The 18,944-nt window shown below is 69.4% G+C and carries 25 protein-coding genes and 1 tRNA gene; 17 read left to right on the forward strand and 9 right to left on the reverse strand.

Annotated features, from left to right (window positions below):
- The first annotated feature begins 3 nt into the window (after positions 1-3).
- The 3 genes from LQZ85_RS12245 (at position 4) to LQZ85_RS12255 (ending at position 1,440) form a co-directional block, all read left to right on the forward strand.
- Complete coding sequence (locus LQZ85_RS12245; protein ID WP_053098096.1) at positions 4-216, forward strand: hypothetical protein; 213 nt, start codon at positions 4-6, stop codon at positions 214-216.
- Between the two features lie 99 nt (positions 217-315).
- Complete coding sequence (locus LQZ85_RS12250; protein WP_053098095.1) at positions 316-489, forward strand: CsbD family protein; 174 nt, start codon at positions 316-318, stop codon at positions 487-489.
- Between the two features lie 87 nt (positions 490-576).
- Positions 577-1,440 carry a hypothetical protein gene (locus LQZ85_RS12255; RefSeq protein WP_056275347.1) on the forward strand — a complete coding sequence of 288 codons (864 nt, stop codon included), beginning with the start codon at positions 577-579 and terminating at the stop codon, positions 1,438-1,440.
- Positions 1,441-1,444: 4 nt separating this feature from the next.
- On the opposite strand, the gene LQZ85_RS12260 is transcribed toward LQZ85_RS12255, so the two are convergent.
- The gene (locus LQZ85_RS12260; RefSeq protein ID WP_056275344.1) at positions 1,445-2,341 is read right to left on the reverse strand and encodes an SDR family NAD(P)-dependent oxidoreductase; all 897 of its coding nucleotides are present in this window, start codon (positions 2,339-2,341) and stop codon (positions 1,445-1,447) included.
- On the opposite strand from LQZ85_RS12260, the gene LQZ85_RS12265 reads away from it, so the two are divergent.
- Positions 2,234-2,590, forward strand: a complete 357-nt coding sequence (locus LQZ85_RS12265) for a hypothetical protein (RefSeq protein WP_157538026.1) — start codon at positions 2,234-2,236, stop codon at positions 2,588-2,590. The two genes, LQZ85_RS12260 and LQZ85_RS12265, sit on opposite strands and share 108 nt — an antisense overlap.
- On the opposite strand, the gene LQZ85_RS12270 is transcribed toward LQZ85_RS12265, so the two are convergent.
- Positions 2,587-3,288 carry a helix-turn-helix domain-containing protein gene (locus tag LQZ85_RS12270; protein WP_056275339.1) on the reverse strand — a complete coding sequence of 234 codons (702 nt, stop codon included), beginning with the start codon at positions 3,286-3,288 and terminating at the stop codon, positions 2,587-2,589. The two genes, LQZ85_RS12265 and LQZ85_RS12270, sit on opposite strands and share 4 nt — an antisense overlap.
- A 90-nt stretch (positions 3,289-3,378) precedes the next feature.
- Between LQZ85_RS12270 and LQZ85_RS12275 the strand changes: the two genes are divergently transcribed.
- Complete coding sequence (locus tag LQZ85_RS12275) at positions 3,379-4,212, forward strand: methyltransferase domain-containing protein (RefSeq protein ID WP_056275336.1); 834 nt, start codon at positions 3,379-3,381, stop codon at positions 4,210-4,212.
- A 75-nt stretch (positions 4,213-4,287) separates the two neighbouring features.
- On the opposite strand, the gene hxlA is transcribed toward LQZ85_RS12275, so the two are convergent.
- Both hxlA and hxlB read right to left on the reverse strand, forming a co-directional pair.
- The gene (gene hxlA, locus LQZ85_RS12280) at positions 4,288-4,911 is read right to left on the reverse strand and encodes a 3-hexulose-6-phosphate synthase (RefSeq protein ID WP_230100929.1); all 624 of its coding nucleotides are present in this window, start codon (positions 4,909-4,911) and stop codon (positions 4,288-4,290) included.
- Positions 4,912-4,957: 46 nt separating this feature from the next.
- Entirely contained in the window at positions 4,958-5,539 is a 582-nt protein-coding gene (hxlB, locus tag LQZ85_RS12285; RefSeq protein WP_053098087.1) for a 6-phospho-3-hexuloisomerase, read from the reverse strand.
- A 94-nt stretch (positions 5,540-5,633) separates the two neighbouring features.
- On the opposite strand from hxlB, the gene LQZ85_RS12290 reads away from it, so the two are divergent.
- Positions 5,634-6,461, forward strand: a complete 828-nt coding sequence (locus tag LQZ85_RS12290) for a LuxR C-terminal-related transcriptional regulator (protein ID WP_053099285.1) — start codon at positions 5,634-5,636, stop codon at positions 6,459-6,461.
- A gap of 102 nt (positions 6,462-6,563) precedes the next feature.
- Positions 6,564-6,881, forward strand: coding sequence for a DUF2277 domain-containing protein (locus LQZ85_RS12295; RefSeq protein WP_053098085.1), 318 nt, complete (start codon positions 6,564-6,566; stop codon positions 6,879-6,881).
- 7 nt (positions 6,882-6,888) lie between these two features.
- On the opposite strand, the gene LQZ85_RS12300 is transcribed toward LQZ85_RS12295, so the two are convergent.
- A complete protein-coding gene (locus LQZ85_RS12300) occupies positions 6,889-7,491 on the reverse strand; it encodes a TetR/AcrR family transcriptional regulator (RefSeq protein WP_053099284.1) in 603 nt (200 codons plus the stop codon).
- Between the two features lie 94 nt (positions 7,492-7,585).
- Between LQZ85_RS12300 and LQZ85_RS12305 the strand changes: the two genes are divergently transcribed.
- The 5 genes from LQZ85_RS12305 to LQZ85_RS12325 all read left to right on the forward strand — a co-directional run bounded on the left by LQZ85_RS12305 (position 7,586) and on the right by LQZ85_RS12325 (position 11,238).
- The gene (locus tag LQZ85_RS12305; protein WP_082586442.1) at positions 7,586-8,212 is read left to right on the forward strand and encodes a stage II sporulation protein M; all 627 of its coding nucleotides are present in this window, start codon (positions 7,586-7,588) and stop codon (positions 8,210-8,212) included.
- 122 nt (positions 8,213-8,334) lie between these two features.
- Positions 8,335-9,162, forward strand: coding sequence for a DUF4397 domain-containing protein (locus LQZ85_RS12310; RefSeq protein ID WP_053098083.1), 828 nt, complete (start codon positions 8,335-8,337; stop codon positions 9,160-9,162).
- Positions 9,162-9,827: a class F sortase gene (locus LQZ85_RS12315; RefSeq protein WP_230100930.1), complete on the forward strand. Its 666-nt coding sequence runs from the start codon at positions 9,162-9,164 to the stop codon at positions 9,825-9,827. Before LQZ85_RS12310 ends, LQZ85_RS12315 begins: the two co-directional genes overlap by 1 nt.
- 33 nt (positions 9,828-9,860) lie before the next feature.
- Positions 9,861-10,421, forward strand: coding sequence for a sigma-70 family RNA polymerase sigma factor (locus LQZ85_RS12320; protein ID WP_150115128.1), 561 nt, complete (start codon positions 9,861-9,863; stop codon positions 10,419-10,421).
- Positions 10,405-11,238 (forward strand): anti-sigma factor, encoded by an 834-nt coding sequence (locus LQZ85_RS12325; protein WP_056275329.1) that lies wholly within the window; start codon positions 10,405-10,407, stop codon positions 11,236-11,238. The genes LQZ85_RS12320 and LQZ85_RS12325 overlap by 17 nt, the downstream gene beginning before the upstream one ends.
- A gap of 36 nt (positions 11,239-11,274) precedes the next feature.
- Here LQZ85_RS12325 and LQZ85_RS12330 read toward each other — a convergent pair whose 3' ends face one another.
- The 3 genes from LQZ85_RS12330 to LQZ85_RS12340 form a co-directional block, all read right to left on the reverse strand.
- Complete coding sequence (locus LQZ85_RS12330; RefSeq protein WP_056275326.1) at positions 11,275-12,198, reverse strand: DUF1295 domain-containing protein; 924 nt, start codon at positions 12,196-12,198, stop codon at positions 11,275-11,277.
- A 17-nt stretch (positions 12,199-12,215) separates the two neighbouring features.
- On the reverse strand, positions 12,216-14,045 hold the full coding sequence (locus LQZ85_RS12335; protein WP_056275323.1) for an AMP-dependent synthetase/ligase: 1,830 nt from the start codon (positions 14,043-14,045) through the stop codon (positions 12,216-12,218).
- Between the two features lie 104 nt (positions 14,046-14,149).
- Positions 14,150-14,223: transfer RNA gene (locus tag LQZ85_RS12340), tRNA-Gly, on the reverse strand.
- Between the two features lie 93 nt (positions 14,224-14,316).
- Here LQZ85_RS12340 and dcd point away from each other — a divergent pair.
- Genes dcd through LQZ85_RS12355 form a run of 3 tightly spaced genes read left to right on the forward strand, consistent with a single transcriptional unit; the run spans position 14,317 to position 15,566 of the window.
- Positions 14,317-14,922 (forward strand): dCTP deaminase, encoded by a 606-nt coding sequence (gene dcd / locus LQZ85_RS12345; RefSeq protein ID WP_042536862.1) that lies wholly within the window; start codon positions 14,317-14,319, stop codon positions 14,920-14,922.
- A 1-nt stretch (position 14,923) separates the two neighbouring features.
- Positions 14,924-15,358, forward strand: a complete 435-nt coding sequence (locus LQZ85_RS12350) for a hypothetical protein (protein ID WP_056275320.1) — start codon at positions 14,924-14,926, stop codon at positions 15,356-15,358.
- Positions 15,351-15,566: a DUF2283 domain-containing protein gene (locus LQZ85_RS12355; protein ID WP_230100931.1), complete on the forward strand. Its 216-nt coding sequence runs from the start codon at positions 15,351-15,353 to the stop codon at positions 15,564-15,566. The genes LQZ85_RS12350 and LQZ85_RS12355 overlap by 8 nt, the downstream gene beginning before the upstream one ends.
- 99 nt (positions 15,567-15,665) lie before the next feature.
- Here the strand turns inward: LQZ85_RS12355 and LQZ85_RS17960 are convergent, their stop codons facing one another.
- On the reverse strand, positions 15,666-16,352 hold the full coding sequence (locus LQZ85_RS17960) for a twin-arginine translocation signal domain-containing protein (protein WP_082586441.1): 687 nt from the start codon (positions 16,350-16,352) through the stop codon (positions 15,666-15,668).
- A 400-nt stretch (positions 16,353-16,752) separates the two neighbouring features.
- Between LQZ85_RS17960 and LQZ85_RS12365 the strand changes: the two genes are divergently transcribed.
- Positions 16,753-17,313 (forward strand): MarR family winged helix-turn-helix transcriptional regulator, encoded by a 561-nt coding sequence (locus LQZ85_RS12365; RefSeq protein WP_230100932.1) that lies wholly within the window; start codon positions 16,753-16,755, stop codon positions 17,311-17,313.
- A gap of 151 nt (positions 17,314-17,464) precedes the next feature.
- Positions 17,465-18,943 (forward strand): HNH endonuclease signature motif containing protein, encoded by a 1,479-nt coding sequence (locus LQZ85_RS12370; RefSeq protein WP_056275313.1) that lies wholly within the window; start codon positions 17,465-17,467, stop codon positions 18,941-18,943.
- The last annotated feature ends 1 nt before the right edge of the window (position 18,944 follow it).

Here is an 18,944-nt window from a genome sequence, read left to right on the forward strand (position 1 = left end):
ACCATGCGAAACAAGATCCTCCTCATCGGCGCCATCGCCTTCGTCGCCTACGTCGTGGGCAGTCGGGCAGCGACCGTGCAGGTGAACAAGGGCGAGTCCGTGCGGCACCAGCTGGTGCGCATGTGGAACGACCCGAAGGCGAAGAAGGAACGCGCCAAGGCAGCCAAGAAGGCGGCGAAGGCGGCCGAGAAGGCACTCGACAAGGTCCGCCGCTGACACCCCTCCACAGACTTATCGTCGGTCGCGACACGCAACGGCGATAAGACGACGGGAATCCTCCCGCCGTCACGATCACCCTCACGAAAGGAGCTCCTCATGGGACTCGATGACAAGATCAAGAACGCCGCTCAGGACATCGCCGGCAAGGCGAAGGAAGCGATCGGCAACGCGACCGACAACGACAAGCTCGCCGCCGAAGGCAAGGCCGACCAGGTCAAGGCCGACGCGAAGAAGGCCGGCGAGAACGTCAAGGACGCATTCAAGAAGTAAGACCCCCGGCGCGGGCGGATGGAGCGGTGTCACGCTCCATCCGCCCGTTGCTGTGCGCGGCGAGGATGCCGTGAGACGATGCCGGGGATGCATGCTGCCGCTGATGACGAGCTTCGCGAGCTACGGGCTCGTGCCTACGGTCCGCGTGCTGACATCGCGAGCGACCCGTCCGCGGTCCGCCGACTCGAGGAGCTCGAATCCTCGCGCAGCGCGGCGTCGACCGGGGGCGCGGCGGCATCCCAGGCCGCTGGCTCAGCGCCCGTTCTGGACTCCGTTGCCGACTCGGAGCGCGCCGAGCTGCGGGTGGTGCATCCCTCGGCCGATGCATCGCGCGAGAGCGGTGACCTGCTCGACCGACTGGACGACGAGTCCACGTGGGACGAGCCGGTCGCGCCCGCGGCGTCGCACGAGGTGACCGGGTGGCCGGGGCGCCTGGCGAGGTGGCGAGCACCGCTGTGGGTGGCCTCCGTGGCGGCGTCGGCCGCGCTCGCGGCGTCGATCGCCTACGCCTTCGCCGTGGTACCGCCCGTGTCGTCGTCTGCGGGTGCGCCGCAGATCGAGACGCTCGAGCTCACGCGATCCGGAATGATCGCGCCGGGGTGGTTCGGCGCGGAGAAGGATGCGGCATCGGCCGAGTTCTCCGGCCTGACGGTCTTCCTGACGCCCGGGTGGTACGCCGACTCGGGAGAGCGTTCGTCGGAGAACGTCTGTCTCAATGCCGTCAGGAACGACCAGCTGCCCGATGTGCGTGACTTCACCGAGACGTCCTGGAGTTTCGAGGGCCAACGGTACGCGGCGTGCGGCGTGGGTGCATTCCCGCCGACCGTCGCGGTGCCGTTCGACTCCGAGACCCCCGACGAGCTCGCCGAGCGCTTCCTGTCAGGCGTGGCGCTGCAGTTCGTGCTCGACGGCGGCCGTGTCGGAGTATTCCTCGACAGCGGCGAGGAGTAGCGGGTCAACGCCGGATCGGCAGCGACAAGTGGACGCCCGCGAGTTCTTCGAGCTGGTCCCATACGCTCTGCGCGAGTTCAGCAGGAGGGGTGTGGGTGCGGGCGAGCGGCTCGACTCGCAGGGGAAGTCCGCGAAGCCGCCCCGCGGGCGCGTAGTACTCGCCGCCCTGCGCGGCGGGATCCGCGAGCGCGCGCACCGCAGCCCAGGCGGCGGTGTCCTTTCCCTGAGCCCAGGGCGTGTAGGGGTTGCGCCGGTCCGGGGTCGAGGCGTCGTGGATGCCGGTGCGCTCGGGCGTCTTGGCGTCCACGCCCACTCCGGGACGCACCACGAGCGAGGCGACGGGAAGGACAGCGGCGCGCAGGCGGCGGTCGAGCTCGAAGGCGAACACCTCGGTCACCGTCTTGGCCTTCGTGTAGGCCGCGATGGCGCTGCGCGGGGTCGCCCTGACGTCATCCACGTCGAGCCGGAACTGCGACACGAAGCCGGTCGACGTGTGCACGATGCGGCTGGCGACGCCCTCCGCCTCTCCGGTGGCGATCAAGGACGGCAGGATGCCGGCGAGCAGCCGGACGTTCGAGATCACGTGCGTTCCCAGAATCGGGGGGAGGCCGTCGGCCGTGGGGGCACCGCGCCAGCCCGTCATGGCGCCGCCGTTGAGGAGGACTCCGTCGAGGCGGGGCAGCTCGCGCAGCTCGTCGGCCGCGCGAGACACCGAGTCGAGCGAGGCGAGGTCGATCAGCACGCTCCGCACGGAGGCTCCGGGCACCTGGCCGCGGATGGATGCCTCGGCGAGGTGCAGCTTCGATTCGGATCGCGACGCGAGCACCACATCGGCGCCCGCCGCGGCGAGCTGCTCCGCCGCGAAGTAGCCGATGCCCGCGGTCGCGCCCGTGACGACGATCGTGCGTCCGGTCTGCTCTCACCCGACGATGAGGAACAGTCCGTGCGCGACATGAAGATCGAGATCTTCGCCGCATTCGACGGGGTGCTTCAGAGGGCGCGCGACGAGAAGATCATCCGACCCGATCTGTCCATCGTGCAGATCGAGCATCTCGTGTGCGGAATCGAGCATGCAGTGCGCATCGGGGAGGCCGGAGACAGGCAGCTCTTCCTCGACATCATGCTCGCCGGCATCCGTCCGACCGTCTAGACCCGGCCCGCCCCCACCGGCGCACCCACCCGCGGCACCGCGGCATATCCCGGGCGGATGAACCACGACGGCAGCGCTCGCCGCAGGTCGCTCGGGCCGGTCGCGGTGGCGTCTTCGGCGAGCAGCAGCGTCGTCCATTCGATGTCCCCGCGCCAGAACCGGGTCAGCGCTCGGAGCGTGCAGCGCACTTCGACCGACACGTCGTACCCGGGGTCGGCGTCGCACACGTCGGCCTCGCCGTCGTGGATCACCAGCCACCACCGGCGCTGCGCCGGACTCGCATCCGTGAAATTCAGTGCGATCACCGTGCGCGCATCGGGGACGGTGCCGTGATCGACATTGCGGTGCATGTCCCACAGCAGCAGCTTGGGGTCGAGGTCGGCGTCTCCGAGCTCGCCGATCCAGCGCACCCCCCACGCCGAGAGCTGTTCGACGACCGGACGCAGTTCGGCACCCGCGACGGTGAGCACGTAGCGGACGTCAGCACCCTGGGTGATCCGCTCGATGAGGCCGGCACGCTGCAGCTGGTCGAGTCGATGGGACAGCAGCGTCGGCGACATGCGGGGGAGGCCGCGGCGCAGCTCGTTGAAGTGCTCGGTGCCGAGCAGAAGCTCACGCAGCAGGAGCATCGTCCACCGCTCGTCCAGCAGCTCCATCGCCTTGGCGACGGGGCAGAACTGATAGTAGGGGGCGCCCACGGACCTCACGATAGACCCGGTACAGATCGGATACTAGAGCGGTCTGCGCGGGGTTCGTAGCGTGAGGATCACAAGGCAGAGGAGCCCACCATGAACACCACCACCACCGACCTCCAGGCCGACGCCGACCGCGCGCTGAAGGCGAAGCACAGAGTCGTCTGGGCGCTCGGCGACTATTCGGCCGTCGCGCGCGAAGTGATCCCCGAACTCGGTCGCGTGCTCGTCGCCGAGAGCCGCATCGGGCCGGGCGATCGGGTGCTCGACGTCGCCGCCGGCACCGGCAACGCGTCGATCGAAGCTGCGCGCACCGGCGCATCCGTGGTCGCGAGCGACCTCACGCTCGAGCTGCTCGAGATCGGCAGGCAGGATGCTGCACGGCAGGGCGTCGAACTCGCCTTCGAGGAGGCGGATGCCGAGGCGCTGCCCTATGCAGACGACTCTTTCGATGCCGTGCTCTCGTGCGTCGGCGTGATGTTCGCGCCGCATCACGAGGTGGCGGCCGGCGAGCTGACGCGGGTGGTGCGCGCCGATGGACGGCTGGCGTTGATCAACTGGACGCCGGAGGGGTTCGTCGGACAGCTGTTCGCCACGCTCAAGCAGTTCGTCCCCGCGCCGCCTGCCGGTGTGCAGCCGCCGCCGCTCTGGGGTGACGAGGAGCACGTGCGCGCCCTCCTCGGAGACCGCGTGGCCGAGCTGTCGACGGAGCGTCGGCAGCTGTCGGTCGACAGGTTCGCGTCGGGTGCGGAGTTCCGGGACTTCTTCCGGGACTTCTACGGCCCGACCGCGGCGGCGTACCGAGGCATCGGCGACGACGAACAGCGGCGAGCAGAGCTGGAAAATGCCCTGGCCGCACTCGGCGACCGCCACCTCGAAGACGGTCGAATGGACTGGGAGTATCTGCTTGTGACGGCGCGGGTCGTCTAGAGCGGCGCCGTCGGGGCGTTCGACGCACGAAGGGGCCGACCGGGCATCGCCGGTCGGCCCCTCTCTGTGCGGTCGTCAGCTGATCGCGGCGCGCAGCTCGGCGGCGGCGTCTCCGACGTTCTCGGCGCTGTAGATCGCGCTGCCCGCGACGGCGACCTGCGCCCCGGATGCCTGGACGGCGGCGATGCTCGAGGCGTTGACGCCGCCCGCGACGGAGAAGGCGACGCCGGATGCGGTGCCGTCGGTGAGCAGGCTGTCGAGCGAGTAGCCGTCCTGCGCCTGCTCGTCGAGACCCGCGTGCATCTCGACGAACTCGGCACCGAGGCCGATGACCTGCTGCGCGCGGGCGGGCTTGTCGGCGACGCCGATCAGATCCACGACGATGCCCTTGCCGTGCTTCTTCGCGGCCTTCACCGCGCCGGTGATCGTGCTGTCGTCGGCCACGCCGAGCACCGTCACGAGATCCGCACCCGCGCCGAAGGCGATGTCGGCCTCGAGTCCACCGGCATCCATGGTCTTGAGGTCGGCGAAGATCACCTTGTCGGGGTGGGCGCTCTTCAGGGCGGTGATCGCCGAGAGGCCCTCGCTCTTGATCAGCGGGGTGCCGAGCTCGAGGATGTCGACGTGCGCGGCCGCGGCGGCGGCGAGCTCGAGGGCCTTCTCGGTGCTGAGCGTGTCGATGGCGAACTGCAGTTTCATGGGTGTTCCGTTCGTTCTGCGGGGTGGATGGTGGGGCGGCAGCCGCTCATTCGAGGTTCGCGTGGCGCGGCCAGAGGTCGTCGGCGCTGGTGCCCTGGCGCTGCCAGAGGGCGTGGAAGAGCCCGTCGCCGATGACGACTACCGCCTGCTCGAACAGGCTCGCCGCGTACTGGTGCGAGGCGTCGGCCGTGCGGTCCAGCTTCTGGGCGGCAGGCACCCGCACGACGACGTCGGCGAGCTCTGACAGGGGCGACGTCGCTGCGGTCGTGAGCGCGCCGATGCGCGCCCCGACCGACGAGGCGCGCTGCGCGGCTCGCACGATCGATTCCGTCGTTCCCGACCCGCTCGCCGTCAGCAGCAGGTCGTCGGCCTCGATTGCCGGAGTGGTGGTGTCGCCCACCACATGCACGTCGAGTCCCAGGTGCATGAGGCGCATCGCGGTCATTCGCAGGGCGAGCCCTGAGCGGCCGGCTCCGAGCACGAAGACGCGCCGGGCATCTACGACGAGGTCTGCCAGATCGATGAGCTGATGCGCGTTCGCGACGCTCGTGCGCTCCGCGACGCGGAGCAGCTCGTTGGCGATGAGGGAGATGGCGGCGCCGGGCGACATCGTGGCGGTGAGAGGCATGTCTCCACTCTTGCGATCGCGCGACCTTCGGGCGCTCCCGCCTCGGGACCGTTCCACCTACCCGAAGGGAGAGGGACGAATAGAGTAGGTGATCATGAGCATCGAAGAGCATGCTGGGCCGGCGGGATCACGCCGACTGGCCGCAGACCACGCGCTCGCCCTCGCCGAGCAGCGGGACCGCTACGCCCTCACCCTCGAATCCCTGCTCGCGACGCTGCGCTCGCAGCGGCTCGACGACCGGGCGGCACGCACGATCGCGGTCGATGTCGCGGCCGGTGCACTGGTCGGACTGCGGACGCACAACGATGAGCAGGGAGCAGGACTCGAGCCGGTGACGGGCGCCTTCGAGCGTCTGCGCGGCGATCTGCGCCCGCTCGTGCGATACAGCGAACTCGACGTGCAGTTCGTCGAGCCCCCGGCCAACGGTCGCGCGCTCCCCGGGGTGATCGCCCACTCTGCGCGCTCGATCGTGAGAAGCACCGTGCTGGCGATCGTCGACCGCGGAGAGACGCGACGCGTGCGCATCCAATGGGACTGCGACGGATTGAACCTGCTGATCGCGATCCGCGACGACGGCCGAGGAGACCTGACGACGCACGACGACGCACTTCGGCCGATCGCCGAGCAGGTCTCTGCGCTGTCAGGCGACCTGTCGGTGGCCTCGACACCCGGATGGGGGTCGGAAGTCGGCATCCGCCTTCCTCTCGATCCACCGGCCGAGCCGGGCGATCTGCCGGATGCGATCGACGCCAGCCCGCGAGAGCGCGATGTGCTGCGACTGGTGTCGGCGGGGCGCCGCAACCGCGAGATAGCCGAGACGCTGAACGTGAGCGAGAACACGGTGAAGTTCCACGTGTCGAACCTGCTGCGCAAATCCGGGGCGGCGTCACGCGCCGAGCTCGCGGCCATCGTGCGCGGCTGACCACCCCTTCGGGTGGGGCTGTGCCTGCTCGGAAGGATAGGTGGGGAAGTCGTCGGTCCGATGCCTCTTGACTCCGGCGCTCAGCGCTCTACCCTGTCAGGCATGTGCCGCAACATCGTTCCTCTGAACAACCTCGCCCCACCGGCCACCGATGACGAATGCCATGAGGCCGCGGTGCAGTTCGTGCGCAAGATCTCGGGTGCCAACGCCCCCTCCCGCGCCAACAGGGAGGTGTTCGACCGTGCTGTCGCTGAGATCGAGAAGTCGGTGCGACATCTGCTCGATGACCTCGTCACGACCGCACCTCCGAAGGACCGCGACGAGCAGCGCGAGAAGCGACAGGCTCGCTCAGCCGAGCGGTACGAGGCGATCCGGGTCTTCCAAGAGGCCAAGCGCGCGGCGAAGGCGGCGGCGGACTGAGCCCTCGCTAGTCGTCGCGGAACACGGCATCGACCGCCATCGTGAGCGTGTTCGTCTCGGATTCGAGGATCGACTCGTCCGAGGGGAGCGCCCGTTCGAGGGCCAGGCCGGCGAGGACGGAGTTGAGAAAACGCGCGCGCGTGGCGTTGTCTCCTGCCGGGAGCGAGCCTTCGTCTTCGAGGACGGACAGCCAGTGCTCGACCCTCCGCTGCCCTTCGCGCTCGATGGCCAGGTAGGCATCACGGAGTTCGTCCGTGAGCTCGGGTTCGATGAAGGTCCGGTGCAGGATCGTGGCTGCCTCGCGTGCCTGCGCCCCGACTCCGGACGGAGCGAGCACCTGCCTCAGACATGCGAGGAGCCGCCCCTTCGCCGTCAGCGACTCGTCATGGATCGGGTCGTCCGGTGCGATCACCTCGTAGACCACGCGGAGGACCTCGTCGAGCAGCGCCCGCTGCGTCGGGAAATGGAACCGCAACGACCCGGTGCTCACACCGGCCCGCGCTGCGACCGCGCGGACGCTGAGCTTCGCGCCGCGTGATTCGCCGAACATCGTGAGTGCCGCGTGCAGGATGCGGTCCTTCGTCGGCAGCATGCTCGGGTCGGCGGTCATCATCCCATTCTCCACGACCCCCGGTGACACAGTGTGTTAGCGTGGCGTGCGTCCCTCACTAACACACCGTGTTAGTCCATCGACGGGAGCACCCATGACACTCATCCGCAGGCCTTTCCAGATCATCCGCTCGAACCTCCGCGTCTACGCGCTTCTCAATGCGCTCGCCTACGGCACCTTCGCGATCGGCTTCATCCTCGGGCTGCTCTTCCCCGACCTGGTCGCCGGCCGCGCCCAGGCGCTGGAGGACGACGGCACAGCGAGCCTCGTCACCTCTCTGCTCAGCAGTCCCTGGCTCTTCGCGCTGACGATCCTGGCGGTCAACACCCTGCGGCTCGGCGCCCTCACGATCCTGCTGCCCTCGCTCGTCGTGCCGTTCCTCGGACTCGCGACGTTCGCGGTCTGGTCGGTGACGACCGGAGTGACCCTCGTGCCGACGACGCCGGAGGGGTGGGTCGCGCTGATCCCGCATTCGCTGACTCTCGTGATCGAGCTGCAGGCCTACATCCTTCTGCTGCTGGGCGCGTTCCTGCTGGGCCGATACTGGGTTCGCCCACAGGCGATCGGTGCGCGGAATCGACGCACGGCCTACCTGCGCGGACTCCAGCACATCGGCTGGCTGAGCCTCCCCGCGCTCGCGCTGCTCATCATCGGGGCGCTCTACGAGGCCTTCTCGCTGCTCTACTTCGTATACCCCCTGCAGCAGTGGCTGCTCGGATAGCCGGAACGGACATCGACATGGCGATCTGAGAAATCTTCATCCAGGTGCATCCAAACCCGGCGCTCCCGGAGAACAACTCCTATGAAGGGCCGCACAGGGCGGTCCGGGTACAGGAGGAACAGATGCGCAAGACAGTCGCCGCCGGCCTCGCCGTCGGAATGATCACCGCTCTCGGTCTGGCCATGCCGGCCGGCGCCGCCACCACCCAGGCCGCACAGCTCTCGGTGCTGCACGCGATCCCCGACACCCCCGTCGACGTGTACGTGAACGGCGAGCTCACCCTCGACGACTTCGCGCCCGGAGACCTCGCCGGACCGCTCGAGCTGCCCGCCGGTTCGTACGAGGTGGCGCTCACCGCTCCCGATGCCGCCGACGCCAGCGCGCCCATCCTCGGCCCCGCGACCCTCGCTCTCGAAGCAGGCGGGAACTACACCGCCGTGGCCCACCTGACCGAAGCGGGCGAACCCGGTCTCAACCTCTTCACCAACGACATCTCGCAGACGGCTCCCGGCCAGGGGCGACTCACCGTGCGTCACACCGCCGCGGCGCCCGCGGTCGACATCCTCGCGGGCGGATCGCCCGTGATCGAGAACCTCACGAACCCGAACGAGGCCAAGCTCGACCTTCCCGCGGGCACCGTGTCGGCCGCCGTCGCTCTGACCGGCACGACCGACCCGGTCATCGGTCCGGCAGACGTCGCGATCGAAGAGGGCGTCAACACGATCGTCTACGCGTGGGGCAGCGCCGAAGACGGCAACCTCGCGATCGCCGCTCAGACGATCTCGGGACTCCACTCGAACCCCGACGGAGTGCCCTCCGGCACCGCGGGCTACCTCGCTGAGCAGGATGCCTCGGCGAACGCCCTCCTCTCGGCGGGTCTCGTCGCCCTCGCGATCGCGACCGCCGTGGGTGCGGGCCTGATCGTCCGTCGCCGCCAGACGGTGCGCTGATGCTCCGAGGCACGCTGCGGACGGCCCGTCTGCGCCGCGTCATCATGACGCTCGGCGCCCTGGTCACCGCGGCGTGCCTCGTGGCATGCACACCGGGAGGGGCGGGCGCGGATCTCCCTCCTTCCACGGAGTCGCCCCCCACGACTCCATCGCCCGTCCCTCCCACTCCCGCGAGAGACGTCGCCGTGCGGCCGGGTGCTCTCCCCACCCCGACCGCATCCGTCGCTCCCGTGGGTCTGGCCATCCCGTCGCTCGCCATCGACATGCCGGTGACGGACGTCGGGGTGGCCGACACCGGACAGATGGAACTGCCCGTCGACCCGGCCATCGCCGGCTGGTATCGATACGGAGCGGATGCCACGAGCACGAGCGGCCGGATTCTGATCGCAGCGCACGTCGACGCGATCGACTATCCGATCGGACCGCTCGCTCGCCTGCGGGACGTGCCCGCCGGCGAGACCATCCTCATCACGGCGGCCGACGGCACCAGCCGCGAGTTCGTGGTGCAGTCGCTGACCTACTACGAGAAGGCGGCACTGCCGACCGACGAGCTCTTCCAGCGTGGTGGCCCCTCGGCCCTTGTGCTGGTCACGTGCGGCGGACCTTTCGACAGCCAGACCGGGCACTACCGCGATAACGTGGTCGCGGTGGCGGTCCCGCGATGAGGCGGGGTGATCACCATGGAGAGGAGACTCCGGGTGGATGAGACCACCGAAGCCGAAGCGGCGCTCGACAGGCGCTTCGTCGCGGGCGACGAGCAGGCGCTCGCGGAGCTCTACCGGCGGTGGTCGCCGGTCGTCTTCACCCTGGCGCTGCGCTCGCTCGGCGATCGGGGGGATGCCGAGGATGTCACCCAGCGCACCTTCGTGTCGGCGTGGAACTCGCGTGCCGGATACGACTCGTCGAAGGCGCGACTGTCGACCTGGCTGATCACGATCGCGCGGCGCCGGATCGCCGACACGTTCGAGGCGCGCGCCAAGGTGCAGCAGCTGCAGGCCGAGATGGAACGACTCACTCCGCCCGACGCCCTCGTCTCCGAATCGATCGATCTGTCCGAGACGCTGCTGCTCTCGAGCGAGCTCCAGCAGCTCGCGCCGGATGCACAGGCCGTCATGCGACTGGCCTTCTACGATGACCTGACCCACGAAGAGATCTCACGCAGAATGGGGATGCCGCTCGGCACCGTGAAGAGCCATATCCGCCGAAGCCTTGCCCGCATGCGCGACCGATTGGAGGTGAACCGTGTCACATCTCGATGACGAGAAGATCGCCCTGATCGCGATGGGCGAACCGGCCGGATCCGACGCCGACATGGAACACCTCGTCGAGTGCGAGAACTGTGCCGCCGAGGTCGCTGCGATGTCGCGGGTGGCGCTCGTGGCGCGCTCCAGCGTCGTCGAGGGCGACCTGGAATCCCCGCCCGCCGACGTCTGGTCGAGGATCCACGGCGAACTCGGGCTGACCTCGGCGGTTGCTGCCGACCCGGCATCCGACGTCCACCCGCCGGAGTCGGAGTCCGCATCGGCACCGGCTGCATCGGCACCGGTCCCGGCGGCCGGTCCGGCGACAGCGATTGAGGCGGATGCTGCGAAAGCGGTTGCGCCGCGACACCGGTCTCGTGTCCGTCCACGCCGCCGCTCGTCGGCTACGGCGTGGATCCTCGCCGCGTCGATGGCGCTCGTCGTCGCGATCGGCGCCGGCGTCTGGATCGCCCGCACCCTCACGCCCTCCTCTGCCGTGATCGCCTCGGCCGAGCTCGCCGCGTTCCCCGACCACCCCGATGCGGAGGGACAGGCCCGGATCGACGACGACGGCGACGGCCGGCGCACGTTGACGGTGACCCTCGACGGCGACGAGCTCGTCGCCGGCGACTACCGCGAGGTGTGGCTGATCCGCGAGGACGGACAGGCGCTGATCAGCCTCGGGGTGCTCGACGAGTCCTCGGGCACGTTCCGCGTCCCCGACAGTGTGGACCTCGACGAGTACCGCCTGGTCGACATCTCCTTCGAGCCGGTCGACGGCGATCCTGCGCACTCGGGCGACTCGATCGTGCGCGGCGAGCTCGACTTCGCGTGAGAGGCGCTCGCGAGCGCCCCTCGCGCGACGGCGATCTTACGCCGCGTGCTCGCGGACCACGGGCCGCGTGAGCCGCGGGATCAGCGAGGGCGTGCTCTCGCGGTACTCGATGTAGTCGGCGCGGTCGCCCCACTTCTTCTCGGCGCGAGCCTCGAGCAGCGGGATGCCGCTCACGCGCGTGAGCAGCAGGATGACGAAGAGCGGCGAGAGGATCGCGACCCACTGCCATCCGCCGAGCACGGGCGCGGCGGTGAGGAAGACGCCGACCCAGATCACGATCTCGCCGAAGTAGTTGGGGTGGCGCGAACGCGACCACAGTCCGGTGCGGATGAACTCGTCCTTGTGACGCGGGTCGGCGCGGAAAGCGGACTTCTGCGCGTCGGCGACGATCTCGACGGTCATCCCGGCCACCCACACGATGATGCCCACGACGGTCAGCCATCCGATGGGCGCTCGCGAGGCGGCATCCGTGCTGATCGCGATCCACGCCGCTGCCGCCGTGATCGACACCCACGCGCCCTGGATCACCCACACCTGCAGGAAGCGCACCGGCGATCCCTTGATCTCGTCGAAGCGGCCGTCGGATCCGGCCTTGTGCACGCGCATCGCGAGGAACGATCCGAGGCGTGCCGCCCACAGGATCACCATCGCCGCGAGAATCCAGCTGCGGGCATCGGGCATGGGCGTCATCAGCACGAGGGCCACGGAGATGGCGAGGAAGGTGAGGCTGCCGGTGAGGTCGAAGAACCGCTCGGTGCGCAGCAGCATCGCGGGGATGAAGGCGAGGATCTGGATCGCGAAGGCCGCGGCGACGGCGATGGCGAACAGCGGGATGCCGCCGACGGTCGCGCCGCCCTGGCTGCCGGCGAGTGCGACGAGGGCGCCGATGACGAGGGCGACGATGATCGCGATCAGCGAGGACCGGGATGACTTCGGTGCGGAGGAGGTGGGGGAGGACATGGTGTTCTTTCCGGTTGTCAGAGGTAGAGGTCTTCGACGGTGAGGGCTGCGCGATGCAGCACGACGCTCCGCTTGAGCTTCATGGTCGGGGTGACGAGTCCGCGGTCGTCGAGGTCGGCGAACACGACGCTGAAACGGCGCACCTGCTCGCTGCGAGCGACGAGCGCGTTGGCGGCGTCGACGGCATGCTGCAGGCGAGCGCGCAGGGTCGGGTCGGTCACGGCGCGGAGGTCGGCCTCGGCGGTCGGAGGGATGCTGACGCCTTCGGATGCCGCCCAGGCCACGGTCTGCTCGGGGTCGAGCACGAGAAGCGCCGAGAGATACGGCTTGCCCTCGCCCACCATCACCGCGTGCGAGACGAGCGGATCCGCCTCGACCGCGCTCTCCCAGCGCGTCGGCACCACCGTCTTGCCGTTCGAGGTCACGATCACGTCCTTGAGGCGGCCGTCGAGGATCAACCTGCCCTGGTCGTCGAGGCGCCCGAGGTCGCCCGTCCGGAAGAATCCGTCGATGAAGGCGCCGTCGTCGTGCGCGGGGTTGCGGTAGCCGCTGAAGACACCGAGCCCGCGGGCCAGCACCTCTCCTTCGTCGCTGATGCGCACCGTGAGTCCCGGAAGCGGCGAGCCGACGCTGCCCGACGCGATGCGACCGGGCAGGTTGCCGGTGAGGGGCGCGGTCGTCTCGGTCAGGCCGTAGCCCTCGATGACAGGGACGCCGATGCCGCGGAAGAAGAGCGAGAGCTCCGAGTCGAGCGCTGCTCCGCCGGAGAGGATGTAGTCGACCCGCCCGCCCATCACAGCGCGGAGGCGGCGGTAGAAGACGGCGTCGTAGAGGCGGTGACGCAGGCGCAGCCCGAGGCTCGTTCCGGGGGTGAGGCCCGCGTCGACCCGCTCGGCACGCCGGCCCCACGCGATCGCCGTCGCCCGAGCCTTCTCCCACACGGCGGTGAGACCCTTGTCGGACGCCTTGGCGGCGGCTGCCGCCTCGATCTTCTGCAGCACGCGCGGCACGACGACGAGGAACGTCGGGCGCAGTGTGTCAAGGGTCGCGACGACGGTCGACGGGTCGGACAGGTGCGCGATGCGCATCCCGCTGGCGAGGCAGATCAGCTGCAGGCCGCGCGCGAGCACGTGGGCCAGGGGCAGGAAGATGACGGTGTTGCCCTGCTCGTTCACGATCTCGCGGTAGGCGGCGGCGATGTTGAGCACCTGCCCGAGGAAGTTCCGGTGCGTGAGCACGACCCCCTTCGGCTCGCCCGTGGTGCCGGAGGTGTAGACGATGGTGGCGGGGTCGTCCTGCGTGGCGGACGCCCTGCGGGCCTCGAGCTCCTCGTCGGTGACGGCGGTGCCCCGCGCCACCAGATCGGAGAGCGTGCCGGACACTGCGGCATCCATCGTCCAGGCGCCGAGCGTGATCCGCTCCGTGTGGGTGAGTGCGGACTGCAGCAGCACCGCGTGCATCGAGGTGCCGCCGATGGCCAGACGCACATCCGCGTCCGCGATGATCGCGTTCACCTGCGTGGGCGAGGACGTCTCGTAGATCGGCACGACGACAGCGCCGGCGTACCAGGCGGCGAGGTCGGCGACGGCCCACTCGTAACGAGTCGGAGCCATGATCGCGATGGCATCACCGGCCCGCACGCCCTGGGCGATGAAGCCCTTGGCCAGAGCGCGCACCTGGCCGAGGAACTCGCGGGTCGTGATCGGGCGCCACGCGTCACCGACATTCGCTCCCTTGACCTCGAAGGCGACGTGGTCGGGAGCTGCGGTGACTCGCGCGACCAGCAGGTCGGTGACATTGCGGTACCCGTCGAGGTCGGCGAGCGGCGGGGTCGACGATTCGAGCATCGGAACTCCTCTCGGGCGCACGAGAACGGGCCCATCTGCTCCTGTTCGGAGCGGAGGAGGAAACGGATGGCAAGAGAAAACCCCCGGGCGAGCCGGGGGTCCTGTGGAGGGGCTGACGGGAATCGAACCCGCGCTATCTGCTTGGGAAGCAGAAGTTCTGCCATTGAACTACAGCCCCGCACCTGCATCCGAGGAGCAGGTGAACGCAAGCCTACCCGCCTGATCCGTCATGGCCAAAGTGTCGGCGGCGTGTGCCAACTAGGCTGGGGCCGTGCTTCTCAGCGACCGCGACATCAGAGCAGAACTCGCCTCCGGCCACATCGGTCTGGATCCGCACGAGCCGGAGATGATCCAGCCGTCGAGCATCGATGTGCGGCTGGACCGGTACTTCCGTCTCTTCGACAATCACAAGTACCCGTTCATCGACCCGTCGGTCGATCAGCCGGAGCTGACTCGGCTGATCGAGGTCGACCCCGACGAGCCGTTCATCCTGCACCCGGGCGAGTTCGCGCTCGGTGCCACGTTCGAGCAGGTCTCCCTGGCCGATGACATCGCGGCTCGCCTCGAGGGCAAGTCGTCGCTCGGTCGCCTGGGGCTGATCACGCACTCGACCGCCGGCTTCATCGACCCCGGGTTCACGGGGCACGTGACGCTCGAGCTCGCGAATGTCGCGACGCTGCCCATCAAGCTGTGGCCCGGAATGAAGATCGGTCAGCTGTGCTTCTTCCGGCTGACGTCGCCGGCCGAGAACCCGTACGGTTCGGGCCCGTACGGCAACCGCTACCAGGGGCAGCGCGGGCCGACCGCATCCCGCTCGTTCCAGAACTTCCACAAGACGGACGTCGGCACGACCGACGTCGGAGCCGTAGGGGGCTGAGATGAGCAGTGACAGCAGAGATCCGTACATCCGACCGGAGGATGCTGTCATTCCGCCGCCTCCGCCCGAGTCCGAGGTTCCGGATGCGGTGATCCCGCCGCCTCCCGCGGAGTCCGAGATTCCGGATGCCGTCATTCCGCCGCCTCCGCCCGAGGCGATGCTTCCCAGCACTCGCCGGTCGCGGCCCAAGCCGGCGATCCTCACGGGCGATCAGCCGGCGCCGGTGGCCGACGACTGGGCGCAGCCGTCGGTGGCACCTGAGGTGCCGACATCCGGGGGATACCGCGCGCTGTCGGCGGTGATCTTCGGATTCCTCATCGTGCTGCTCGCGGCGGCGATCGCCGGTGCGGTCTACCTCGGCACGACGGTGTCGTTCGCGCAGTCGGCGGGTGCCCCGGATGTCGCCGCCGCCGCCGCGACTCTGTGGCGTGGGTGAGCTGCGACGCGACCCTGAGGTCGACGCCGCGTACGTGACGGTGGGCGCAGCGATCGCGGATGGCGAGGTCGCGAGAACCGTCGCGGTGAACCTGCCCGACGACATCTCCGGTGAGCTGTTTCTCGACTTCGATCGCGACGGCCACCTGCTCGGCATCGAGATTCTCGGTGCCTCCCGGTTGCTCCACCCGGAAGAACCGGGCGCCTGACCTTCGCGCGGCGTTCGGCAGCGTCAGCCTGCGGCGGCGCGCACTCGAATCGGATGCGGTGGTGCAGCTCGTCGACGAGGTCGTTCTGCCCGCTCTGCGCTAGGCGCCTCTCCGCGGCTCGCGACGGGGTCGGCGCTGTTCTCCTGGCATGCGCTGCCTCGGGGTGCGGTTCCGACGCGCGGGAACGCCCCGTTCGCCGAAGCGAACGGGGCGTTCTGGGTGCAGCGGATGCGGGTGTGACGCCTCAGGCGTCGCGGCCGCGGGAGAAGCCGGCGTCGAAGCCGCGCTCGTAGGCGTGCTGCGCCGCGCGGGCGACGCGGTGCTCGCCGTGGCGCACGTCTCCGAACCCACCGTGACCGTGACCACCATGGCGGTGGTCACGGTCTTCCGCGATGTCACGCGGGTGGCCGTGGTGGCCGTGGTGTGAGCGGCGTGCGTCCGCGAAGCGGTCGTGGCCCGGGTGTCCGCGGTGACCGCACTCGCGGCGGCGGAACTCGGCATCCGATTCGTGGTCGTGCTCGCGCTCGGACGCGAAGTCGGGTGCGACACCGTGATCGCGTCCGAACGGGTGTCGGTGGTGGCGGCCGAAACCGCGCCCCGGGGCGAATCCGGGTCCGAAACCGTGGCGGCCGAAGCCGCGGCGACGGCCGCGTCCACGAGGAAGCGGCGTCTGCTCGTCCCAGCCGAACGCGCGAGCGATCTGCTCGAGCGTGGCCAGTGTGGTCTCGAGGTCTTCGGGTCCGACCGCGTCGGTGACCTTGGCGCGGATGCCGTCGACGACGGCACTGAGGCGGTCTTTCGCCGCGCGGCCGTCGTCGGTGAGCGTCCAGCCGCGGTCGCTGTCGGTGTCGGCGACGACCCAGCCGCGCTCGACCAGGCTGTGCAGCTTGTGTGCGTTGAGGGGGCGGCGGGCCGGCGCGGTGCCGTCGATGATGTTCAGCATCCGCCAGTCGCGGCGGCTTGCATGCTCGCCGTCGAAAGCGGAGTCGAACTCGGCCGCCATCAGGCGGTCGACGGCCTTCAGCCAGTAGCCGAAGGGGCGGGAGGTGCTGTCTGTGTTCTGAGTGTCAGAGGTGTTCATGGGTGGAGTCCTTAGATGTCATGGAGCATGTGCTTGTCACTATGCATGTATATGTAGTGTGACATGTAGTGCAGATCCATGTCAAGTCGCATGTAAAATCGATCTGTGAGCGCCCCAGAGAACGACCCCGCCGAGGCCATCGCCCGCGCCCTGTCGCGCCTTCGCGGAAGGCGCCCCGGCGACCGTGGTCGCGGATCGCGAGGGATGGGCGGGCCGCACGGCTGGCACGGCGGACCCCACCCTGACCACTTCGAGCAGGGGAGTCACGGACGCGGGCACCCTGTGCACCCCGGCATGCCGCCGTGGGCGAACGACCCGTCCGGACGCTTCGGCGGCCCGGCGCGGATGCGGATGCTCGAGGCGCTCGCCGCGGCATCCGCTCCTCTCAGCGTCAGTGATCTCGGCGCGGCGATCGGAGTCGATCAGCCCCGGGCCTCGCGGCTCGTGCAACAGGGGGTCGCTCACGGTTTCGTGCGCCGCGAGGCCGACCCCGACGACGCGCGGCGCACGCGCATCGCGTTGACGGACGAAGGGCGCAAGGTCGCTCGGGGCATGCGCGGCGAGCGGCGGGAGGCGCTCGGCAAGGCGCTCGCCGCATTCACGGATGAGGAGCGCGATCAGCTCGCGACGCTGCTGAACAAGCTCGCCGACAACTGGGAGAACTGACTAGCGCGTGGCGGTACTGGCGGTCGGTGTGGGTAGGCGCTCGCCGGTGTTCCGGAATGCATGTCCAGTGTTCCGGAATATGCTTCTGACCTGGCCGAAAAGAGGCTGACTTCAGGGCTCGAATGTCGGTGGCCCCGTGTGTGATGGAGTCATGTCATCCCGCACTCGTGCCCTTCTCGATCAGGTCGTCTCCGACCTCGATCAGGTGCTGTCCGACGACGCGCTCGCGGGGCTTACGGATGCAGAACGGGTCGAGGTGCTGCAGGCTGCGAGCGCGGCGTTCCGGCGGGTCGAAGCCGTGGTGGTCGAGACGATCGCCGCAGGGGATGCGGTGGACTTCCCGCATGCCACGGGGTGCCGCACTCAGAACGAACTGCTGCAGCGCACCCTGCTGACAGACGTGCGAGAGGCGACGCGCGTCGGCAAGGTGGTCGCTCTGGTCCGCCGGGACGTGAATCTGGTGTCCGGCGATCGGCTGCCTGCTCGCTGGCCGGCGCTGCGGGAGGCGCTGCTCGATGGGGTGATCGGAGTCGCGGGGATGCTCGCCGCGACAGAGCCGATCGAGAAGGTGTCGCATCGCATCGGTGCCGCTGATCGGCTCGACGCCGACACGTGTCTCGCTCGCGCGGCTCGCGGCATCAGACCTGACGCCGAGGCGGGCCCCGACGGGGAGGTCCGTGGCCCGGCGCCCACACTCGATGAGCTGAAGCTGCTTGCTGAGACGCTGGTCGCGCTGCTCGACCCTGATGGAGACGGGCCGGGTGATGAGCCTGCCCGGCGTCGGGGGATAACCCTCGGGCGGGTGCGAGACGGGCTGCGGTCGATCAAGGGATACCTGACGCCCGAGGTCGCCGCGCAGTTGGAGCTGATCCTCGATGCGCTGAACAACCCCAAGGGGGACGGGCCGCCGATGCCCGGCGTCGCGTTCACGCCCGCGGCCGATCGCGGTGACGCGGAAGACGGCGATGCGGCAGACGGCGACGAGGATCCGTACAACTCCGATCCGCGTGCCGTCATCGATGACCGCACGCCGGCGCAGAAGCGTCATGATGCTCTCGCCGCGGCATTGGCGATCGCCGCCCGTCATCGAGATATGCCCGCACTCGGAGGCGCCGCACCGGTGCTGGTCGTGACGGTGGATGCGAACGACCTCGTGAACGGCACCGGGCGTGCGAGCGTCAGCGGTGCGCGGGGCCAACTGCCTCTGAGTGTCGCCTCCCACGTCGGATGCTCCGGCACCATCCAGCGAGTTCTCCTCGACGAGGGTCGGATCGTCGGGATCACGACGACCGATCGGGTGTTCACCGTGCATCAACGTCGCGCGATCATCGCCCGCGACAGAGAATGCCTCATCCCCGGGTGCCATGTCCCGGCATCCTGGTGCGAGATCCATCACGTCACCGAACACGCCAGGGGCGGGCCGACGCACACCGACAACGGGGTGCCGTTGTGCTGGTGGCACCACCGGAGTCTGGGAACGTCCGGGTGGGAGATCCGGATGAATGACGGCATTCCGCAGGTGCGAGGGCCGAGGTGGTGGGACCCCGCACAGCAATGGCGCACCCCAAGACTCAGCGCCTCGGCGCAGGGCAGAACGCGGCGGCCGCCCGTCTTCGCGCGTGCCGGATGAA

The sequence above is a fragment of the Microbacterium sp. Bi98 genome (genome assembly GCF_918698045.1).
Taxonomy (GTDB): Bacteria; Actinomycetota; Actinomycetes; order Actinomycetales; family Microbacteriaceae; genus Microbacterium.